This is a genomic window from Flavobacterium sp. UBA4197 (assembly GCF_002379575.1).
In the GTDB taxonomy this organism is placed as follows: Bacteria; Bacteroidota; Bacteroidia; order Flavobacteriales; family Flavobacteriaceae; genus Flavobacterium; species Flavobacterium inviolabile.
In genome coordinates this window covers 45,234-61,128 of sequence record NZ_DFUB01000033.1, presented here as the reverse complement: position 1 = coordinate 61,128, position 15,895 = coordinate 45,234, and the positions used below count along the sequence as shown (strand labels likewise).

Sequence of the window (15,895 nt, the reverse complement as noted above, 5' to 3'; positions counted from 1 at the left end):
TGGGGTTACGGTTTTAGGGCACTTCGGTAAACTTGTCCAAATGTTTTTTTAAGGAGGTATTCAATATCGCTTCCCACCCCATCCTATAGTTTTCCACACTAAAATCGGGACCGGCATCGGCAAAGTTCTGTAAATCGGTATGGGTTAAAGTGAGCAGTGTTTTGCTGTCATTTAAGGGCAGTAACTCCCATTTTAGCAGGGAAGTTCCTTTACTGTGGCCGGGATGCTCCCAGGTGTGTTCCAGCAGTTTGTATGGAATAATGTTTAAAAAACGGCATCGATGCAGGTATTTTTTGCTTTTTTCACTTTCATAAAAAGTAAACGTATGCCCTACTTCCGGCAAGAAATCCTGAACGGGAAAGTACCATTCTTTTAATTGTTCTTCCTGTGTGAGGGCGTTCCAAAGTTCTTCTACGGTACATTGAAACGTCTGGGATACGGTTACAAAATCCATATTAAAGTATTAGCAGTACTATTTTTACGGTTACTTAAGACCTGTTTGCTTCAGGTCCGGATTTGCTTTTTACAAAAAAAGCGACAATCAGCGAAGTGACTGTTCCCATCATGATTGCGCCTATAGTACTCTGAATCATATAATTCTCCAGGCTAAAATAGGCTTCAGCTTCCGCTCTTGTTTTGTGATATCCGGTTTTAAGCGAATATTCAATAACGTTCGGGAAATATTCCGGGGTAATAATAGTCGAGATTATCCATTGGGTAAGCGGACTAAAAATGGTTACTATCAGCGTGATAATCATACCGGACAGGAGTCCCTGCCTGAAATTCATCACACCATTGTAATAATTTTTCTTTTTGTCTTTAAGCGCCAGGACGTAAATCCAGATGGCGGGTATCATAAACAACATGGTCAGATACTGATGCTTATCAATGTGTGTACTGTGAAGTCCGCATAATTTTTCGAGTACCATCCACAATAAGGAAACGATAAGGAACACAACCGCCCATTTAATTTCTATCCTGATCCTGTTCATCTTTACTACTTTTAAGTATTTATAAATTTTTCATGTTTTCACAATACCAAGCATTAAAAAATAAATATTCTTTATTTTTTTAGCTAAATTAATAAAAATAAAAACACAAAAATCATCATCCGCATAACGAAAACATATTGTTTTGTTGTATTTTTCGACTTAGCAGAATAGTCATCACCGGAAGGCAGCTGTTGTTTTATTTTATCCTATCTGATTATCTATAAGCCAATGCCAAAAAAGGTACCGTAACTTTCAGGTTAAACCATCTACCGGCAGCAGTATTCTGTTAGCAAAATAGCCGCGAAGGCATCACGCTTTAAATTTCACATGTTTTTGTTATAAAAAACAACTAATAATCAATAAATTAACTTATTAGCAAAATAATAAATACATAAAAACAAGAATTACAAAATAAAAAATATTTTTAATTCTGGATTTTTATTAAATTTAAGTGCCAAAAATTTATTATAAATAAATAGACCTATGGAACTTAAAATCACTAAAGTTGAAGGTGGGGGCACATTGGATGAAAAAATTGTTTTAGACGTTATTTCCGATTGCGATCTGGCAGATTATATTCTTGCCGATACTGCTTATGACGAAAACAACGGCATGCGCTGCAAGCTAAGACACAAGCACTGGTTTAAACATTTAAAAGTGAAGGCCGGTGACATTGTAGAGCTGTATACTAAAGCGGGAAGAGATTCCAGATCGACATTAAAAGAAAGAAAAAGCACTAAGCACCTGCTCCATTGGGGACTGAAAAGCAGTCTGTGGAACAGCAACGGTGAAGGATCGGTACTCTTTAAAATTTGTTAGCAGCCCGATTTCTTTAACGATGCCACACTGGTGTCGTTCCTACAAAGCCCTGGTATCCCCCCTATCAGGGTTTTTACATTATATTACTTTCGTTGACTACTATTATCACAATACATCAAAACCATTTNNAAATGGTTTTGATGTATTGTGACCCGTACTTTTTATACCGCTTCAAATTCTTTCGGGTATTGCACGGTTCCGCTTTTATTTTGCAAAGCCTGTTCTTCCAGTTCAATGCCCATAAAAACGGCTGCCGGAACATCAAAAGGTGCTTTTATTTGCCATTTTTCTGTAGGCTCAAAACCAAATTTCGGATAGTAGTGTTCGTGTCCCAATACAATAACCGAAGTGAATCCTGATGCTTTTGCTTTTTGAAGTCCTGCCTGTATGAGCAGTCCTCCAATACCCTGCTTTTGAAATTCAGGGCTTACCGCCATGGGTGCCAGTGCCAGACTTTCAAATTCCTTACCATCGGCAGCTATAATTTTAATCCTGGTAAACAATATATGTCCCACAACCGTATTACCGGATACGGCAACTAAAGAAAGTTCCGGGATAAAGACCTCGCTATTACGGCGCAGCGCATCAACCAGCTTTGCTTCTCCATCCTGTGGGAAAGCGGCAACGTTGAGCTTGAATACTGCAGCAATGTCTTCTGGTTTTTCCTGCCTGATGCTTATTTCCATTTGTTTAATTTTTTATCGTGTTCATTAAGTGTTGGAATGCTTCAATAAAAAGCCCGATATGGTAACCATCCATCAAACCGTGGTGTGCGTGAATGGAAACCGGCATTGTTTTAACGCCATTTTCTTCCGTCCATTTTCCAAAAGAAATTTTCGGACTGCTGTCCGGAAACGTAAAACTTCTGGCATGTGACAATGCTGTAAAATCCAGCCAGGGTGCTGCCGAACAGTGAATAACATTTTCACCGGAAACGGCTGGTATCAATCCGGTACTGTTTCGTACTACATCCATTTCTTCTGACGCTTTTTCCTGAAATACTTTTTCATCCTCGTGATAATCCATATAGGAAAATCCGAAGGTTCCATCCGGACGATTAATTGTTGCCGATGCGGTGACCGTATCAAACAGCATTACTTTTTTATCGACAATACGGTAACGGAATTCTTCAATACTGTTGGCTGCTTTTAAAGCACGATAAAGATACAATAAGAAAAACGACTGTTCCTGTTCTTTAGCAAAATCATAAGCCTGTGTACAATCAATCTTTAAGGTTACCCCAAAAAACGGTTCTTCAAATTGTGAGAAAAAAGCATAATGATCTTTGCGCTTCCAGTCTGATAAGTTTATTTCTTTCATATATGTGTTTTTTGTGAATTTATGGGTATGGGATTTATTTTTGTTTATTTGATAACTGCCCTTTCAATACTTTGCCTTTTGCCTTTTATCTATATTGAAATAGCATACATCATAATTTGTAATTATTTTTTGCCCCTTGCTAATTGCCTTTTGCCTCTTGCCCTTTGCCCTTTGCTAATTACCTTTTACCAATCACTCTTTCTTCTTATTTTTGTATTTTTAAAGTGCAAAATTCGCGCATACCCACACCCTAAAAAAGGACATTTGTCCCGGCACTAAAAATATGTTACGAACCAACCTTTCATTTTTATCTTTTACAGAAGCCCTCTATGAAAAACATCCGCATTCGGAAGACATAGTACTAACGACCTTTTCAAAAGGAGAACTCCTGTTACATCAGGACGGAAAAGCATCGAAAGTTTTTATACTGAAAGAAGGTATTATCAAGTGTTTTTTCCGGGAAGAAAACGGTAAGGACTATATTCTGGAATTTATGAGTGAAGGGGAAATTGTTGGCGAAATTGAAGTGATCAAAAATAGCAACTGTCTTTGTAATGTAGAGGCCATTACGGCTGTAAAAGCCTATGCTATACCGGTGGCTCTTTTTAGAAATTTACTGAAACAGGATGCCAATTTTAACCGGCTAATACTGGAAGAATTAGCCGAACGGATCATCAACACCAGCAGCAGGGCTTCCTCACAACAATTGTATACAATAGAATACGGATTACGGAAAATACTGGAGCTGCAAGCCAAACAGGACATTATTATTTCAAAAGAAGATATGGCAGCTTACCTGGGCATTACCACCCGGAGTTTAAACCGTGCCTTAAAAGAACTTTAAACGTGTTTTATAAAACGAACACCTGCCACTATATAAGGTAGAAATTATACAGTAGGAATCACAACAAAGTGCAATCGCCGGGTTTTGGCAATCCGGTATCGCAAATACTTTTAGTACTCACCTACCTAACAAAAATCCCGGAACTGTGATTCAGATCCGGGATAAAACGGTGCAAATGCCTGCCAAGCGATTATTTCACGTGACAGTCTGTTTCTTGTTTTACTTTTTTCAGTAAGACCTGAGCGGAATTTTCCGTTACTTCCTGGCAATAGAGTTTTGCAGATCCCATTCCGGTGGTTGTCGTTACCAATTCGACATAATTGGTTTTGCCTTCAATTACCGTGATTGTTAACGGATCCATTTTACCGGCGGGCAGTCCGCCGCTACGTGTGGTAAGCTGATGCTCTCCTACCGGAACGTCATGGGACGAAAACCGGTTATTCTTTAATTTACAGGTCAGCTTACCGTCAATATATACTTTGTCGTTCACTAAAGCGCCTTGTTCTCCGGTATAGCGGATAAAGACAACTTTCCCTGTTTTTTCCTGTGAAAAGGCACTAAATGACCCCGCCACCAATAGCATAACAAATAAAAGCAGTTGTGTTTTTTTCATAAATCATGTTATTTAATCAGAAACTAAATATACTACATTATTCATTATCAAATATTTAAAAATACCGGCATTTCGTCATTTTTTACACTATTTCAAATCGTTTCGGTATTTATATGACAATTCTTCGATGAGTATTTTCAGAATCCGTTACCAATACTTCTCAATTTGCAGTATCGAATTCTTAACATCCCAAAAACCATGTTAAGAATTACACAATCGACGGCAGCACCTTTAAACCTTATTTACTTTTTGCTTGACGTTCCATTTCAAACATTCGCAATTAACAAATATTTTAAATCGGTAACATTCTGTTTAATAAAGAATAACCTATAGCTTACTATAACACAATCTTGGAATCCGGAATTTTTAACACCGACCTTTTAAGTTTGTATAGCATTGATTATCAATGTTAGAACCAAAAAACTTTTAATTATGAAAAAACAATTACACAGGACATTCAGTAATGCATGTCTGCTTTTGACGACTTTACTGGTCGGCTCAGCGATGTGGGGTCAGGTTACGTTACCGGGCACTTCCCCTTATTCGGAAAATTTCAACACCACACCGGGTGCTTCCGGAACGGCTTATCCTACAGGATGGTCTTCCTATAACGGTACTGCTGTGGACAATGCGATGATTGTGGGTAATGCTGCTTCTACATCGGGTGCCAATTATAATTATGCTTCAAAAATCGGGATCTTAGGATCCGGTAGTGCTTTTTCACCGGGTTCCATAGTATTGCGATTAACCAATACAGCCGGTAAAACGGGTTTAAAGATTTCGTATGACGTTATCAAAATAAGAGAACAGGCAAGAAGTAATTCTTTCAATCTTGAAATCAGTACGACCTCTGCAACCAGCGGTTTTACAGCTGTTAGCGGTGGTGCTTATGCTTCAGGAAACCTTGCAGAAGGTACAACTACTGCTTATACGAATATTAACCTTTCCGCTATTGACAATACCAGCGGTAACGTATGGATCCGTTGGAGCTACGACGAAATCAGCGGAACCGGCAGTCGTGACGGTATCGCATTGGATAACGTTGTGCTTTCCTGGGGAGCAGATGCGCCTATGGTAACTACTGTAGCAGCTAATGCTATTACGGCTTCATCGGCTACTTTAAACGGAACAATCAATGCAAACAACCAGACTGTTTCTGCCCTATTCAACTGGGGTGCTACTACTGCCTACGGAAACAGTATTGCGGCAACACCGGCTACAGTAAGCGGAACTTCTGTTACGGCTGTTAGTGCTGTGGTAAATTCGTTAGCACCAAATACTTTATACAACTTCAGAGCTGTCGGAACTGCTGCTACAACAACAAACGGAAACAATTCCAGTTTTTATACATTAGCAAATGTACCGGGATTACTGACTGTTGGCAATCCTGCTATCACTACTTTAGATATTACGATTACTGCCACTACACAAAACAGCAATCCTGCTGCTACTACCTATGCTATCCGTGAGGCTTCCGGAAGTTATGTACAGGCAAACGGTACTTTAGGCGTAAACGCTGTATGGCAGACAGCTGCACAGTGGGGAACTGTAACCGTAACCGGTCTTACAGACAATACCGCATATACATTTATCACTAAAGCGAGAAACGCGGCTACTCCGGCTGTAGAAACAGCTTTTAGCGATGCTGTTTCCGGAACAACATTAGTGAATACATTACCAACGTTGGCTGTTGGTACACTACGTCCGTTCGGATCCGTTTGTGTGCTTCAGTCCTCTGATGTACAATCATTTTCTGTGAGCGGAATCAACCTTACTACGGATGCTGTTGTAGTAGGTCCTTTGGCAGGTTATACTTTTTCTGAAACGGCTACCGGAACCTTTACACCGTCTTTATCACTTTCCCAGGCCGGAGGTACTTTTAACGCTACCGTATACGTTCGTTTTGAACCAACTGCTGCCATTGCCTATAACGGAAACATTACTGTAATTGGTGGTGGTGCTTCAGCCCTTACTGTTGCCGCTTCCGGAACAGGGATCAATACCTTATCATCGGTTACTACTGTTGAAGCCGGTGCTTTAACACCATCGACGGCAAAAGTTACTGCGGAAGTTAGCGCCGAAGGATGTGCTGCCGTAACCGAAAGAGGAATTGTTTACAGTACTACTGCCAATCCGGTAATCGGAGGAACAAATGTTGTTAAAGTAAGCAATGCCGGAACAGGAATTGGTAATTATACAACTACTTTATCCGGTTTAATCGGAGGAACACTTTATTATACTAAAGCATATAGTATTACAGCTGCCGGCGTGAGCTATGGTACTGTTTTAACGTTTACAACACTTCCTGTTATGGCTCCTGTAGCTACTGCTGCTACAGCAATTACACACAATAGCTTTACTGCTAACTGGGATGCTTCTGAAGGTGCTGTGGATTACCGTGTGGATGTGAGCCAGTCGCCTACATTCGGAACCTCATCAGCCGCTACCGATCTATTTTTCTCAGAATATGTAGAAGGTACTGCTTCCAATAAATATGTTGAAATTTACAATGGTACAGGTGCTGCTGTTAATCTATCCGATTACAAAGTACGTTTATATTCTAACGGTAGCACATCGGCTTCCGGTTCTGCAAATGATGTACAGTTATCCGGTACTTTAGCCAATGGTGCTACTATCGTATTGAAAAATGCTGCGGCTACTATTTATACCGGAACAGCTACTGTAGTGGCTTCTGTTAACTTTAACGGTAATGATGCCGTTGCTTTATATAAAATATCGGCTGCTTCAAACGTGGATATCATCGGAAGAATCGGTGAAAATCCGGGTACTGCCTGGACAACTGCTGCCAGTTCTACAGTTGACAAGACATTAGTACGTAAACCGGCTGTTGCCAGCGGTGTTGCGGTAAATCCAGCTGCCGGTTTCCCTACATTGGAAACAGAATGGACTGTATTAAACACTAACGATGTGAGCGATTTAGGTTCGCATACTTTCGCCGGGTTAACACCTTCTTTTGTTGCCGGTTATGAAAATGTAACCGTTAACAGTACTTCTTTAGACGTTACAGGTCTTGTACCGGTTACGACTTACTATTACAGAGTCAGAGCCGTTGCCGGGAACACCAGCGACAACTCGAACACTATCGAAGTAGCGACTATTGTTAATACACAACCAACACTTACGGTTACTGAATTAGCGCTTTTCGGCGATGTGTGTGCCAATGCTTTAAGCAGCGTAAACACGATTACCATATCCGGTATCAATCTTACTACCGATGCTATCGTTGTAGGTCCTACAGATGGTTTTACCTATGCTACCTCGGCTACCGGTCCTTTTACCGCTTCTGTTAGCCTTACTCAGGCAGGTGGTACTTTTACACAGGATGTTTTTGTACGTTTTGAGCCTACAGACGCCCTTACTTATAACGGTGATGTAACCATCATTGGTGGTGGTACCGAAACATTTACTTTAGCTTCCGGAAACGGCGTGAGCACTGTTGCAACGGTTAACACTACTGCTGCCGAAGTATTAAGCGCTTCAACGGCTAAAGTTACTGCGGAAGTTACCGTACAGGGTTGTTCTACAGTAACCGAAAGAGGAATTGTTTACAGCCTTACCGCTGATCCGGAAATTGACGGAATCGGTGTTACAAAAGTTACCGATGCCGGAACAGGTGCCGGAACGTATGTGCTTTCTATTCCCGGTTTAATCGGAGAAACACTTTACTATACCAGAGCATACAGTGTTAACAACGGTGGTATCAGCTACGGTGCTGCTTTAACGTTCACAACCGATCCGGTTATTGCTCCGGTTGCAACTGCCGCTACAGCTATTACCAACGTGAGCTTTACAGCAAACTGGGATGCTTCGGAAGGAGCTGTGGATTATCGTGTGGATGTAAGCCAGTCGCCTACATTCGGAACGGCTGCTCCTGCTTCAGATTTATTCTTCTCAGAATATGTGGAAGGAACAGGTACTAACAAATATGTGGAAATCTATAATGGTACCGGTGCTGCTGTTGATTTATCAGACTACAGAGTACGTTTGTATTCTAACGGAAGTACTTCGGCTGCCGGTTCTGCAAATGATGTACAGTTATCCGGTACTTTAGCCAATGGTGCTACTATCGTATTGAAAAATGCTGCGGCTACTATTTATACCGGAACAGCTACAGTTGTGGCTTCTGTTAACTTTAACGGTAATGATGCCGTTGCTTTATACAAAATATCGACTGCTTCAAACGTAGACATCATCGGAAGAATCGGTGAAAATCCGGGTACTGCCTGGACGGCAACCGGAATTACTACCGTTGACAAAACATTGGTTAGAAAAGCGTCAGTAACAGGTGGTGTTACCGTAAATCCTACAGCCGGTTTCCCAACTTTGGCTACAGAATGGATCGTATTGGACACAAATGATGTGAGCAATTTAGGTTCACATACCTACTCCGGATTAACGGCTTCTTTTGTTCCGGGATACGAAAACGTAACCGTTAACGGTACAAACCTTAACGTTACCGGATTAACAGCCAATACCAACTATTACTACAGAGTAAGAGCCGTTGCCGGTAATACCAGCGACAACTCGAATACTATTGCGGTAACTACTGCTGCTTTCAGCGCTAAAACAGCTGTTAATAACGAATTGGTTAACAAGGTGAATGCTTTCAACCAAAATGGTGTTTTAAACCTGACGTCATCTAATGATGCTATTCAGTCGGTTGTAGTATATGATATGTCCGGAAAAGTTTTATATGCTTCCGACAAATTCAACTCACAGGAAGTAATAATCGCAAACCTGAACAGCTCTAACCAGGTAATCATCGTTAAAATCATTACAGCTGCTAATGAAACAGTGACGAAAAAAATGGTATACTAATCCTTTCTTTACCCCTTTATTTACAATGCCTCTTCTCCGGAAGAGGCATTTTTTTTGCTTTTTTCTCTTTACATAAAGTTTAAACAGTTAACCTTTAGTTAGGAAAGTTATAACAGTTAGCTTACAGTAATACAACCTTAATCCTTTGACAACTTGTTATTTAAACCCAACCTTTGTAATCAATGACACTTATATAAATGAAAACTAACTAAAAAAATGATGATGAAATTTTTCCCTCAAAAATTTTTACGTGACTTTCTGCTCTTTATGGTATTGATGACCATCGGTACTTCGCAAGGGCAATCGATCTGGACCAACACTATTGACGGTACCAATCCTGCCACTGCCAATCCGTTTACCAGCGGAGACGTGAACGATTCTGATATTACCGTAAGCGGTATCGGAAGAGGTTCCGGTATTAGTGCCAATGCCGGCGCAGACCGGTATAATGCGACGGGTTTCACGACCTCTGCAAGTATAGATGCCAACGATTATTTTTCGTTTACCTTAACACCGGTGGGCAGTGCTAAAATCAACTTTAGCAGTTTTGCCTTTACAACACAGCGTTCCAACACCGGACCGGTATCGGGGATTGTAAAATCCAGCTTGGACAATTATTCGGCAACCATCGGGGCAGTTTTTACAATCGGAACAGCTGCCAATACATCAACGATTACGTTAACCGATGCGGCTTATCAGAATATTGCTTCGGCTATCACTTTCCGTGTATACTATTATAAAGCCAATGGCGGAACAGGGACTGCCAGTATCAATGATTTTGTTTTCAGCGGTACAGTATCCTCCGCCGTAATCAATACCCCTTCTCCAACATCTTTAGCCTTCGGAAATGTGACTACCAATACCAATTCCGTTTCCAAAAGTTTTACAGTAAGCGGTACCGGTATCAGCGGTAGTATAGCCGTAGCTGTTCCTGCTCCTTACCAGGTGAGTAGCAATAGTACAACCGGCTTTGCTTCAAGCTTTAATTTAGCTGCTGCCGGCGGAACGGTTTATGTGCGTTTCAGCCCGACAGTAACCGGATCACAGCCCGCTACAGTGACTTTGAGTGCTGCCGGAGCGACAAATAAAACCGTTGCATTAACCGGTACGGGAGTATTGCCGCCAAGTCTGACAACAACTACCCATTCATACGGTCCTTTTTGCAACGGAATTGCCAATACTTTAAGCGTTGCTTTTACAACTCAGGGCACATTTGACAATACTGATTTTCATGTACAAATTTCAGATGCCAATGGTATCTTTACCAATACACAAACTAACATTATCGGAACAGGAACTTTAAGTCCTGTAACCGCTTCTTTTCCAGCCGGTTTAGCACCGGGTAATTATAAGATTCGTATGCTTCAGGTATCGAACAGCAGTGTCCTGACATTCAGTGCAAACGACAACGGCAGTGCAATTAATGTGTCCAGCAATACCTGGACAGGCACCACCAATAGTGACTGGAATACTGCAGCCAACTGGTCCTGCGGTGTTGTTCCTACCGGAGCAATGGCAGCCGTTATTGCCCAGGTAGCCAATCCGGCAATTGTTTCCGGAAATATGACAGCCAATGCAGCCGCACTTACCGTTAATACCGGAGCCACACTGGTTGTAACCGGCGGTAGCAACCTGAATCTTACCGATGCCTTAAACGTGGCTAACGGCGGTACCGCTACGTTCGAAAACAACAGTAATCTGATACAGCAAAACAATGTGGTAAACCAGGGTACCGTAAACATACACCGCAACAGTTCTTCATTATACAACCTGGATTATACGATCTGGTCTGCTCCTACTACCGGAACGCAGACATTAAAAGCATTCTCCCCGAATACGCTGGATGAGCGTTTCTATGTGTACAACACAGCTCAGAATGCCTATAGCAATTACACCAGTACTTCCGGAATATTCGGCAGTAATCCGAATGCGGTTACGTTTACAGCCGCAAAAGGCTATCTTATCCGCATGCCGGACGGACTTCCAGCCGGACAAACAACCACTTTTAACGGATTGTTTACCGGAACACCAAACAACGGTGCTGTTACCCTTCCTCTAAGCACCGGCGGAAACCGTTATAACGCTGTAGGAAACCCGTATCCGTCACCAATTAACATCTGGGATTTTATCGATGCCAATGCCGGAAACCTAGACAACGGTACGCTTTACTTCTGGAGAAAAACGAACAATCCTGCCGAAACTACTTATGCTACGATAACAAAACTGGCTTATAATGCCAATACCGCAGCGGGCGGAGATACCGGATTGGCTGTTTTTGCCGGCAATACTGCCCAGTGGACAATCAATACCGGACAGGGATTCTTTGTCAAAGCAGCACCGGCAGCTACCAGTCTTGTTTTTAACAATACGATGCGCCGGGCAGCAAACAACAACCAGTTCTTTAAAACTGCTGCGACTGCCTCTCCGGTTGAGCCGGAAATCTCCCGGTTTTCGTTAAACCTTTCGGACAATGCCAATGCTTTCGGCCAAACGGTTATCGGCTATACAAACGTTACAACCAATAATCTTGATTACGGCTGGGACGGATTGCTGTTAAACGATGGTGACCTTGCCATCTATACGAAAGCGGACAATACCAAATTAGCCATTCAGGCAAGAGCCGGATTCAGCGTACAGGATGTTGTTCCGGTAAGCTATAAGGCTGTCAATGGCGGAAACATAACATTGTCGCTAAACAATTTTGAAGGGCTGTTCAGCAATCAGAATATTTACCTGAAAGATAAAACCCTAAATACAATCCACAATCTGAAGTCCGGCAGCTACGTGTTTACAACCGAAGCCGGAACTTTTGAAAACCGTTTTGAAATCGTTTATGAGAACAGCGTTTTAAGCACTCCCGATTTTGATGCAAACCAGGTGGTGGTGTACAAACAAAATCATGCTTTACACATCAATAGCGGTAACACCGTATTGTCCGGTATTAAAATATTCGACATCAGCGGCCGACTGGTTTACGAGCAAAACAACGTAGATGCCACGGAAGCCGTTATCAGCAATCTTAACGTTAGTCAGCAGGTATTAATCGTACAGCTGATCACAGCGGCAAATACTACCGTTAGCAAGAAAATAATTTATTAATTTTTGAATCTACTTATCATGACATCCAAACTAATAAAAATATACTTTTTTACGGTACTGCTGCTAAGCGATTTTGTACTGTTTGCTCAGGACGACGAAGATCCCGGAAACGGATTTGACGACGGCGGTACGGTTGAAGATCCCATAGTCCCTATCAACACCCAAATGATCTGGCTGCTGTTAATGGGTATTGCCTTTGCTTTCTACTATTTCCGAAAGCTACAGCTTAAAAAATAATTGCTAAGATTATCATAATCCAAAACCCGGCTGTCATGTCGGGTTTTGTTATATAAAAAAGAATTAGGTATTACGATATATCCAATATTAGATTTATGAAGTTTGATTTACGAAAATCTAAAATTCAACAATTTAGTTGTTAGAAGACTTACATCGTACCTCATATATCTTATATCAAATATTAGATTTATTAAAGTTTGATATACGAAGGTCAAGAATTCAACAATTTAGTTGTTTGGAAGTCCTACCTTATACTTCAAATATCATCCTTCCTACCTCACATATCTAACTTCTTGCCTTTTATTTCTTGCCTATTGCCTTTTACCTCCCTTCATTTCCCCAAAAACAATTACACCAAAACCGACTATTCTTTCAATTTCCTGATTATTTTAGTAAAAAAAGTAGTAACGGTCAAAATTTAGGATTTGGTTCTGCTGTTGTTTCTAATATTGTCTTCGATTTGGATATCACTGAATCAGATTTTATTAATAACTTAAACCTTATACTATGAAAACAAAGTATTTAAATCAGGCGGAACTGGACAATCATGCGAATCAGTTAAATCCGGACCATTGGGAATATTGGCATTCCAGAGAAGAAAATTAATTCCGGCAGCATAGCAATGAACCTGGTTTCATTGCTATGTGCTTAAAAACACTAAAAAATGAGAGCCTTTTTTAAAATAGCAGAACAAGTACTTATGCATCAGGACGGCGCACTTGCCACGGAATTATTTGAAGCCTTTTACAGTCACCACTACGGGAGTCTGGAGAAAGCGCAGGAAGTATTTTCAGCATTACAGGCATCGGCCGGTTCGGAAGCTGAATTTCAGGAAAAACTGAATGAAAAAATTGCCAGGGATTTACCGGTTAAAGAGATGCAGGCTCTAAATGAGTTGATGCTGCAGGTAACAGGTTTTAATTCGTTAGTAAATCTGGATATTGAAAACTGGGTTATCAGCAGTAATATCACTCAGGAAAAATTTGACCGGATCGTAGCATTCATGAAAATTTTTGAACAGGTCATATTACAAAAATTCAACCAGGACAAAGAAGCTTTAAAAGCTTATCTAAAATATACCTTCGCTTCCAAAATCATGTTTTCAATTAAGGAAACCCGCGAGGAACTGATGTTTAAAAACCAAAAGACATTTAAAAAATGGCTGAATCATTTTTATCCCGGTAAATTTGATAACCGCCGCTATATTAATATCCTGGAGTATGCAGACATTATGCAAAAATTTATTTTACATCCGGATGAAACATCTTTTGATTTTGAGAACAAACTACCGGACTATCAAAAACGCCTGAACGAAGGACTGATTTTTCCAAAATCACGCCTGAAAAAATTCACCCGGCACGATTACAAACTACTACAGGCAGAATTCGCCGACAATGAAGAAATCTTAAAATTAGCCCTACCCAAAAATGCTGACTTTTTCCCTTATTCCATTGCGCAGAATATTATTAAACACTTGATTTAAGTGATAGAATGAAGAATTAGGAATTACGAAATTTGATATATGAAAATCAAGAATTCAACTATTTAGTTATTAGAAGACCTGAATCATACTTCGTACTTCATATATCGTATATCAAATATTAGATTTACGAAGTTTGATATACGAAGGTCACAAATTCAACGATTCAGTTGTTTGGAAGTCCTACATCGTACCTCATATATCAAATATCTTACTTCTTGCTTTTTACCTATTGCTCTTTGCCTTTTGCCTTTTGCCTTTTACCTCTTCACAATATAAAGTTCAATTTACGATATTCATAATTCAAACTTCTCACCTCATATATCCCAAAACCTAACATTTGTCATATTTTATCTGATTGACAGTCTGTTATTTTGTTATCCAATTTAAAACAGACGATCGTTTATGTATTACTGGAAAAAATTAACGGCTGTAGAGCGCCAGCAGCGAATTCAGAAAGCGCTATCCGAGAATGTAAATTTCGCAACAGATACCTCCCTGGGCTATCCGGCATCCAAACTGGACGGAAAAGTATTTTATGATGATGCCCCGTTTTTAAAGGATGCTCCTACGCTACAGGCGTTTGTTGCCAATCCGAATCACATTGGCTGCCATACCTACGGAACTTCCGAAAAAGCATTTAAAGGCACTCAGGAAATGGAACGGGAAGTGCTGAATGTTATCGCGGTAGATATCTTTAAAGCGGCTCCGGACAGTTTTGACGGTTATATCGCTCCCGGCGGCACCGAAGCCAATATTCAGGCAATGTGGATTTACCGCAACTATTTTATGCAGGAACTCGGTGCTCAGGCACATGAAATTGCCATACTGGCTTCCGAAGACACCCATTACTCCATCCCAAAAGGGTCTAACTTACTGCTAATCGACTGGTTAAAAGTACCGGTTGGTTTTGAAAACCGTACGGTCGATACCGCTGCATTGGACGACCTGATCGATATCGCTAAAAATAACGGAAAAAAATATTTTATAGTTGTCGTGAATATGGGAACAACCATGTTTGGTTCTGTGGACAATCCGGAAACTTATATCTCCGTTTTAGAACGCCACAGGGTTCCATTCAGACTTCATATTGACGGGGCTTACGGTGGTTTTGTATACCCGTTTAGCAATCCGGCCAGCACACTCGACTTTAGCCATCCGAAAGTTAGTTCCATCACTATTGACGCCCATAAAATGCTGCAGGCGCCATACGGAACAGGTATTTTTATCTGCCGTAAAGGCCTTATCGGTCAGGTACTCACCAGAGAAGCAGAATATGTGGAAGGTATGGACTTAACCCTTTGCGGAAGCCGTTCCGGTTCCAATGCCATAGCCGTATGGATGATTTTATTCACCTATGGTGCCCATGGCTGGCATGAAAAAGTGAGTATCTTACAAATGCGTACCGCCTGGCTGTGTAAAGAACTGGATACACTGGGCATACCGTATTTCCGGGAACCATTTATGAATATCGTGACCATACAGGCCGCTTATCTGCCGGAAACAGTTGCCACCCGTTTTAGTCTTGTTCCGCAAAAACACGATGCCTCAAACAAATGGTATAAGGTAGTTGTAATGGATCATGTTACTATCGAACAGCTAAGCGAACTGGTAGTCTGCCTGCAAAAAGAATATGCCACTTTCCTTTAAAC

Annotated in this window: 12 protein-coding genes; 7 read left to right on the top strand and 5 right to left on the bottom strand. The window is 40.9% G+C overall.

Going from position 1 to position 15,895, the window contains the following annotated elements:
• Positions 1 to 13 precede the first annotated feature (13 nt).
• Both B3394_RS16925 and B3394_RS16920 read right to left on the bottom strand, forming a co-directional pair.
• Positions 14 to 454 carry an SRPBCC family protein gene (locus tag B3394_RS16925; protein ID WP_286927603.1) on the bottom strand — a complete coding sequence of 147 codons (441 nt, stop codon included), beginning with the start codon at positions 452 to 454 and terminating at the stop codon, positions 14 to 16.
• 34 nt (positions 455 to 488) lie between these two features.
• The gene (locus B3394_RS16920; protein WP_286927602.1) at positions 489 to 992 is read right to left on the bottom strand and encodes a DUF4199 domain-containing protein; all 504 of its coding nucleotides are present in this window, start codon (positions 990 to 992) and stop codon (positions 489 to 491) included.
• A gap of 483 nt (positions 993 to 1,475) precedes the next feature.
• Here B3394_RS16920 and B3394_RS16915 point away from each other — a divergent pair, with 483 nt between their 5' ends.
• Positions 1,476 to 1,811 carry a hypothetical protein gene (locus B3394_RS16915; RefSeq protein WP_177733837.1) on the top strand — a complete coding sequence of 112 codons (336 nt, stop codon included), beginning with the start codon at positions 1,476 to 1,478 and terminating at the stop codon, positions 1,809 to 1,811.
• A 161-nt stretch (positions 1,812 to 1,972) separates the two neighbouring features.
• Here the strand turns inward: B3394_RS16915 and B3394_RS16910 are convergent, their stop codons facing one another.
• Together B3394_RS16910 and B3394_RS16905 are read right to left on the bottom strand one after the other, a co-directional pair.
• Entirely contained in the window at positions 1,973 to 2,497 is a 525-nt protein-coding gene (locus B3394_RS16910; protein WP_286927601.1) for a GNAT family N-acetyltransferase, read from the bottom strand.
• Positions 2,498 to 2,501: 4 nt separating this feature from the next.
• Positions 2,502 to 3,131, bottom strand: coding sequence for a chloramphenicol acetyltransferase (locus B3394_RS16905; protein WP_286927600.1), 630 nt, complete (start codon positions 3,129 to 3,131; stop codon positions 2,502 to 2,504).
• A 283-nt stretch (positions 3,132 to 3,414) separates the two neighbouring features.
• Between B3394_RS16905 and B3394_RS16900 the strand changes: the two genes are divergently transcribed.
• Positions 3,415 to 3,975: a Crp/Fnr family transcriptional regulator gene (locus tag B3394_RS16900; protein WP_177733831.1), complete on the top strand. Its 561-nt coding sequence runs from the start codon at positions 3,415 to 3,417 to the stop codon at positions 3,973 to 3,975.
• A 190-nt stretch (positions 3,976 to 4,165) separates the two neighbouring features.
• Here the strand turns inward: B3394_RS16900 and B3394_RS16895 are convergent, their stop codons facing one another.
• Positions 4,166 to 4,588, bottom strand: a complete 423-nt coding sequence (locus B3394_RS16895) for a hypothetical protein (RefSeq protein ID WP_286927599.1) — start codon at positions 4,586 to 4,588, stop codon at positions 4,166 to 4,168.
• Between the two features lie 432 nt (positions 4,589 to 5,020).
• On the opposite strand from B3394_RS16895, the gene B3394_RS16890 reads away from it, so the two are divergent.
• From B3394_RS16890 to B3394_RS16870, 5 genes are all read left to right on the top strand, one after another.
• Positions 5,021 to 9,427, top strand: a complete 4,407-nt coding sequence (locus B3394_RS16890) for a lamin tail domain-containing protein (protein ID WP_286927598.1) — start codon at positions 5,021 to 5,023, stop codon at positions 9,425 to 9,427.
• A gap of 216 nt (positions 9,428 to 9,643) precedes the next feature.
• Entirely contained in the window at positions 9,644 to 12,526 is a 2,883-nt protein-coding gene (locus B3394_RS16885) for a beta strand repeat-containing protein (protein WP_286927597.1), read from the top strand.
• 18 nt (positions 12,527 to 12,544) lie between these two features.
• Complete coding sequence (locus B3394_RS16880) at positions 12,545 to 12,763, top strand: hypothetical protein (RefSeq protein ID WP_177733822.1); 219 nt, start codon at positions 12,545 to 12,547, stop codon at positions 12,761 to 12,763.
• A 664-nt stretch (positions 12,764 to 13,427) separates the two neighbouring features.
• On the top strand, positions 13,428 to 14,246 hold the full coding sequence (locus B3394_RS16875) for a hypothetical protein (RefSeq protein ID WP_286927596.1): 819 nt from the start codon (positions 13,428 to 13,430) through the stop codon (positions 14,244 to 14,246).
• 402 nt (positions 14,247 to 14,648) lie between these two features.
• Complete coding sequence (locus B3394_RS16870; protein WP_286927595.1) at positions 14,649 to 15,893, top strand: pyridoxal phosphate-dependent decarboxylase family protein; 1,245 nt, start codon at positions 14,649 to 14,651, stop codon at positions 15,891 to 15,893.
• Positions 15,894 to 15,895 lie beyond the last annotated feature (2 nt).

Bases quoted from the DNA above. Each gene is read 5' to 3' on its own strand.
- B3394_RS16925 (WP_286927603.1), bottom strand. From the start codon at position 454: ATGGATTTTGTAACCGTATCCCAGACGTTTCAATGTACCGTAGAAGAA.
- B3394_RS16920 (WP_286927602.1), bottom strand. From the start codon at position 992: ATGAACAGGATCAGGATAGAAATTAAATGGGCGGTTGTGTTCCTTATC.
- B3394_RS16915 (WP_177733837.1), top strand. From the start codon at position 1,476: ATGGAACTTAAAATCACTAAAGTTGAAGGTGGGGGCACATTGGATGAA.
- B3394_RS16910 (WP_286927601.1), bottom strand. From the start codon at position 2,497: ATGGAAATAAGCATCAGGCAGGAAAAACCAGAAGACATTGCTGCAGTA.
- B3394_RS16905 (WP_286927600.1), bottom strand. From the start codon at position 3,131: ATGAAAGAAATAAACTTATCAGACTGGAAGCGCAAAGATCATTATGCT.
- B3394_RS16900 (WP_177733831.1), top strand. From the start codon at position 3,415: ATGTTACGAACCAACCTTTCATTTTTATCTTTTACAGAAGCCCTCTAT.
- B3394_RS16895 (WP_286927599.1), bottom strand. From the start codon at position 4,588: ATGAAAAAAACACAACTGCTTTTATTTGTTATGCTATTGGTGGCGGGG.
- B3394_RS16890 (WP_286927598.1), top strand. From the start codon at position 5,021: ATGAAAAAACAATTACACAGGACATTCAGTAATGCATGTCTGCTTTTG.
- B3394_RS16885 (WP_286927597.1), top strand. From the start codon at position 9,644: ATGATGATGAAATTTTTCCCTCAAAAATTTTTACGTGACTTTCTGCTC.
- B3394_RS16880 (WP_177733822.1), top strand. From the start codon at position 12,545: ATGACATCCAAACTAATAAAAATATACTTTTTTACGGTACTGCTGCTA.
- B3394_RS16875 (WP_286927596.1), top strand. From the start codon at position 13,428: ATGAGAGCCTTTTTTAAAATAGCAGAACAAGTACTTATGCATCAGGAC.
- B3394_RS16870 (WP_286927595.1), top strand. From the start codon at position 14,649: ATGTATTACTGGAAAAAATTAACGGCTGTAGAGCGCCAGCAGCGAATT.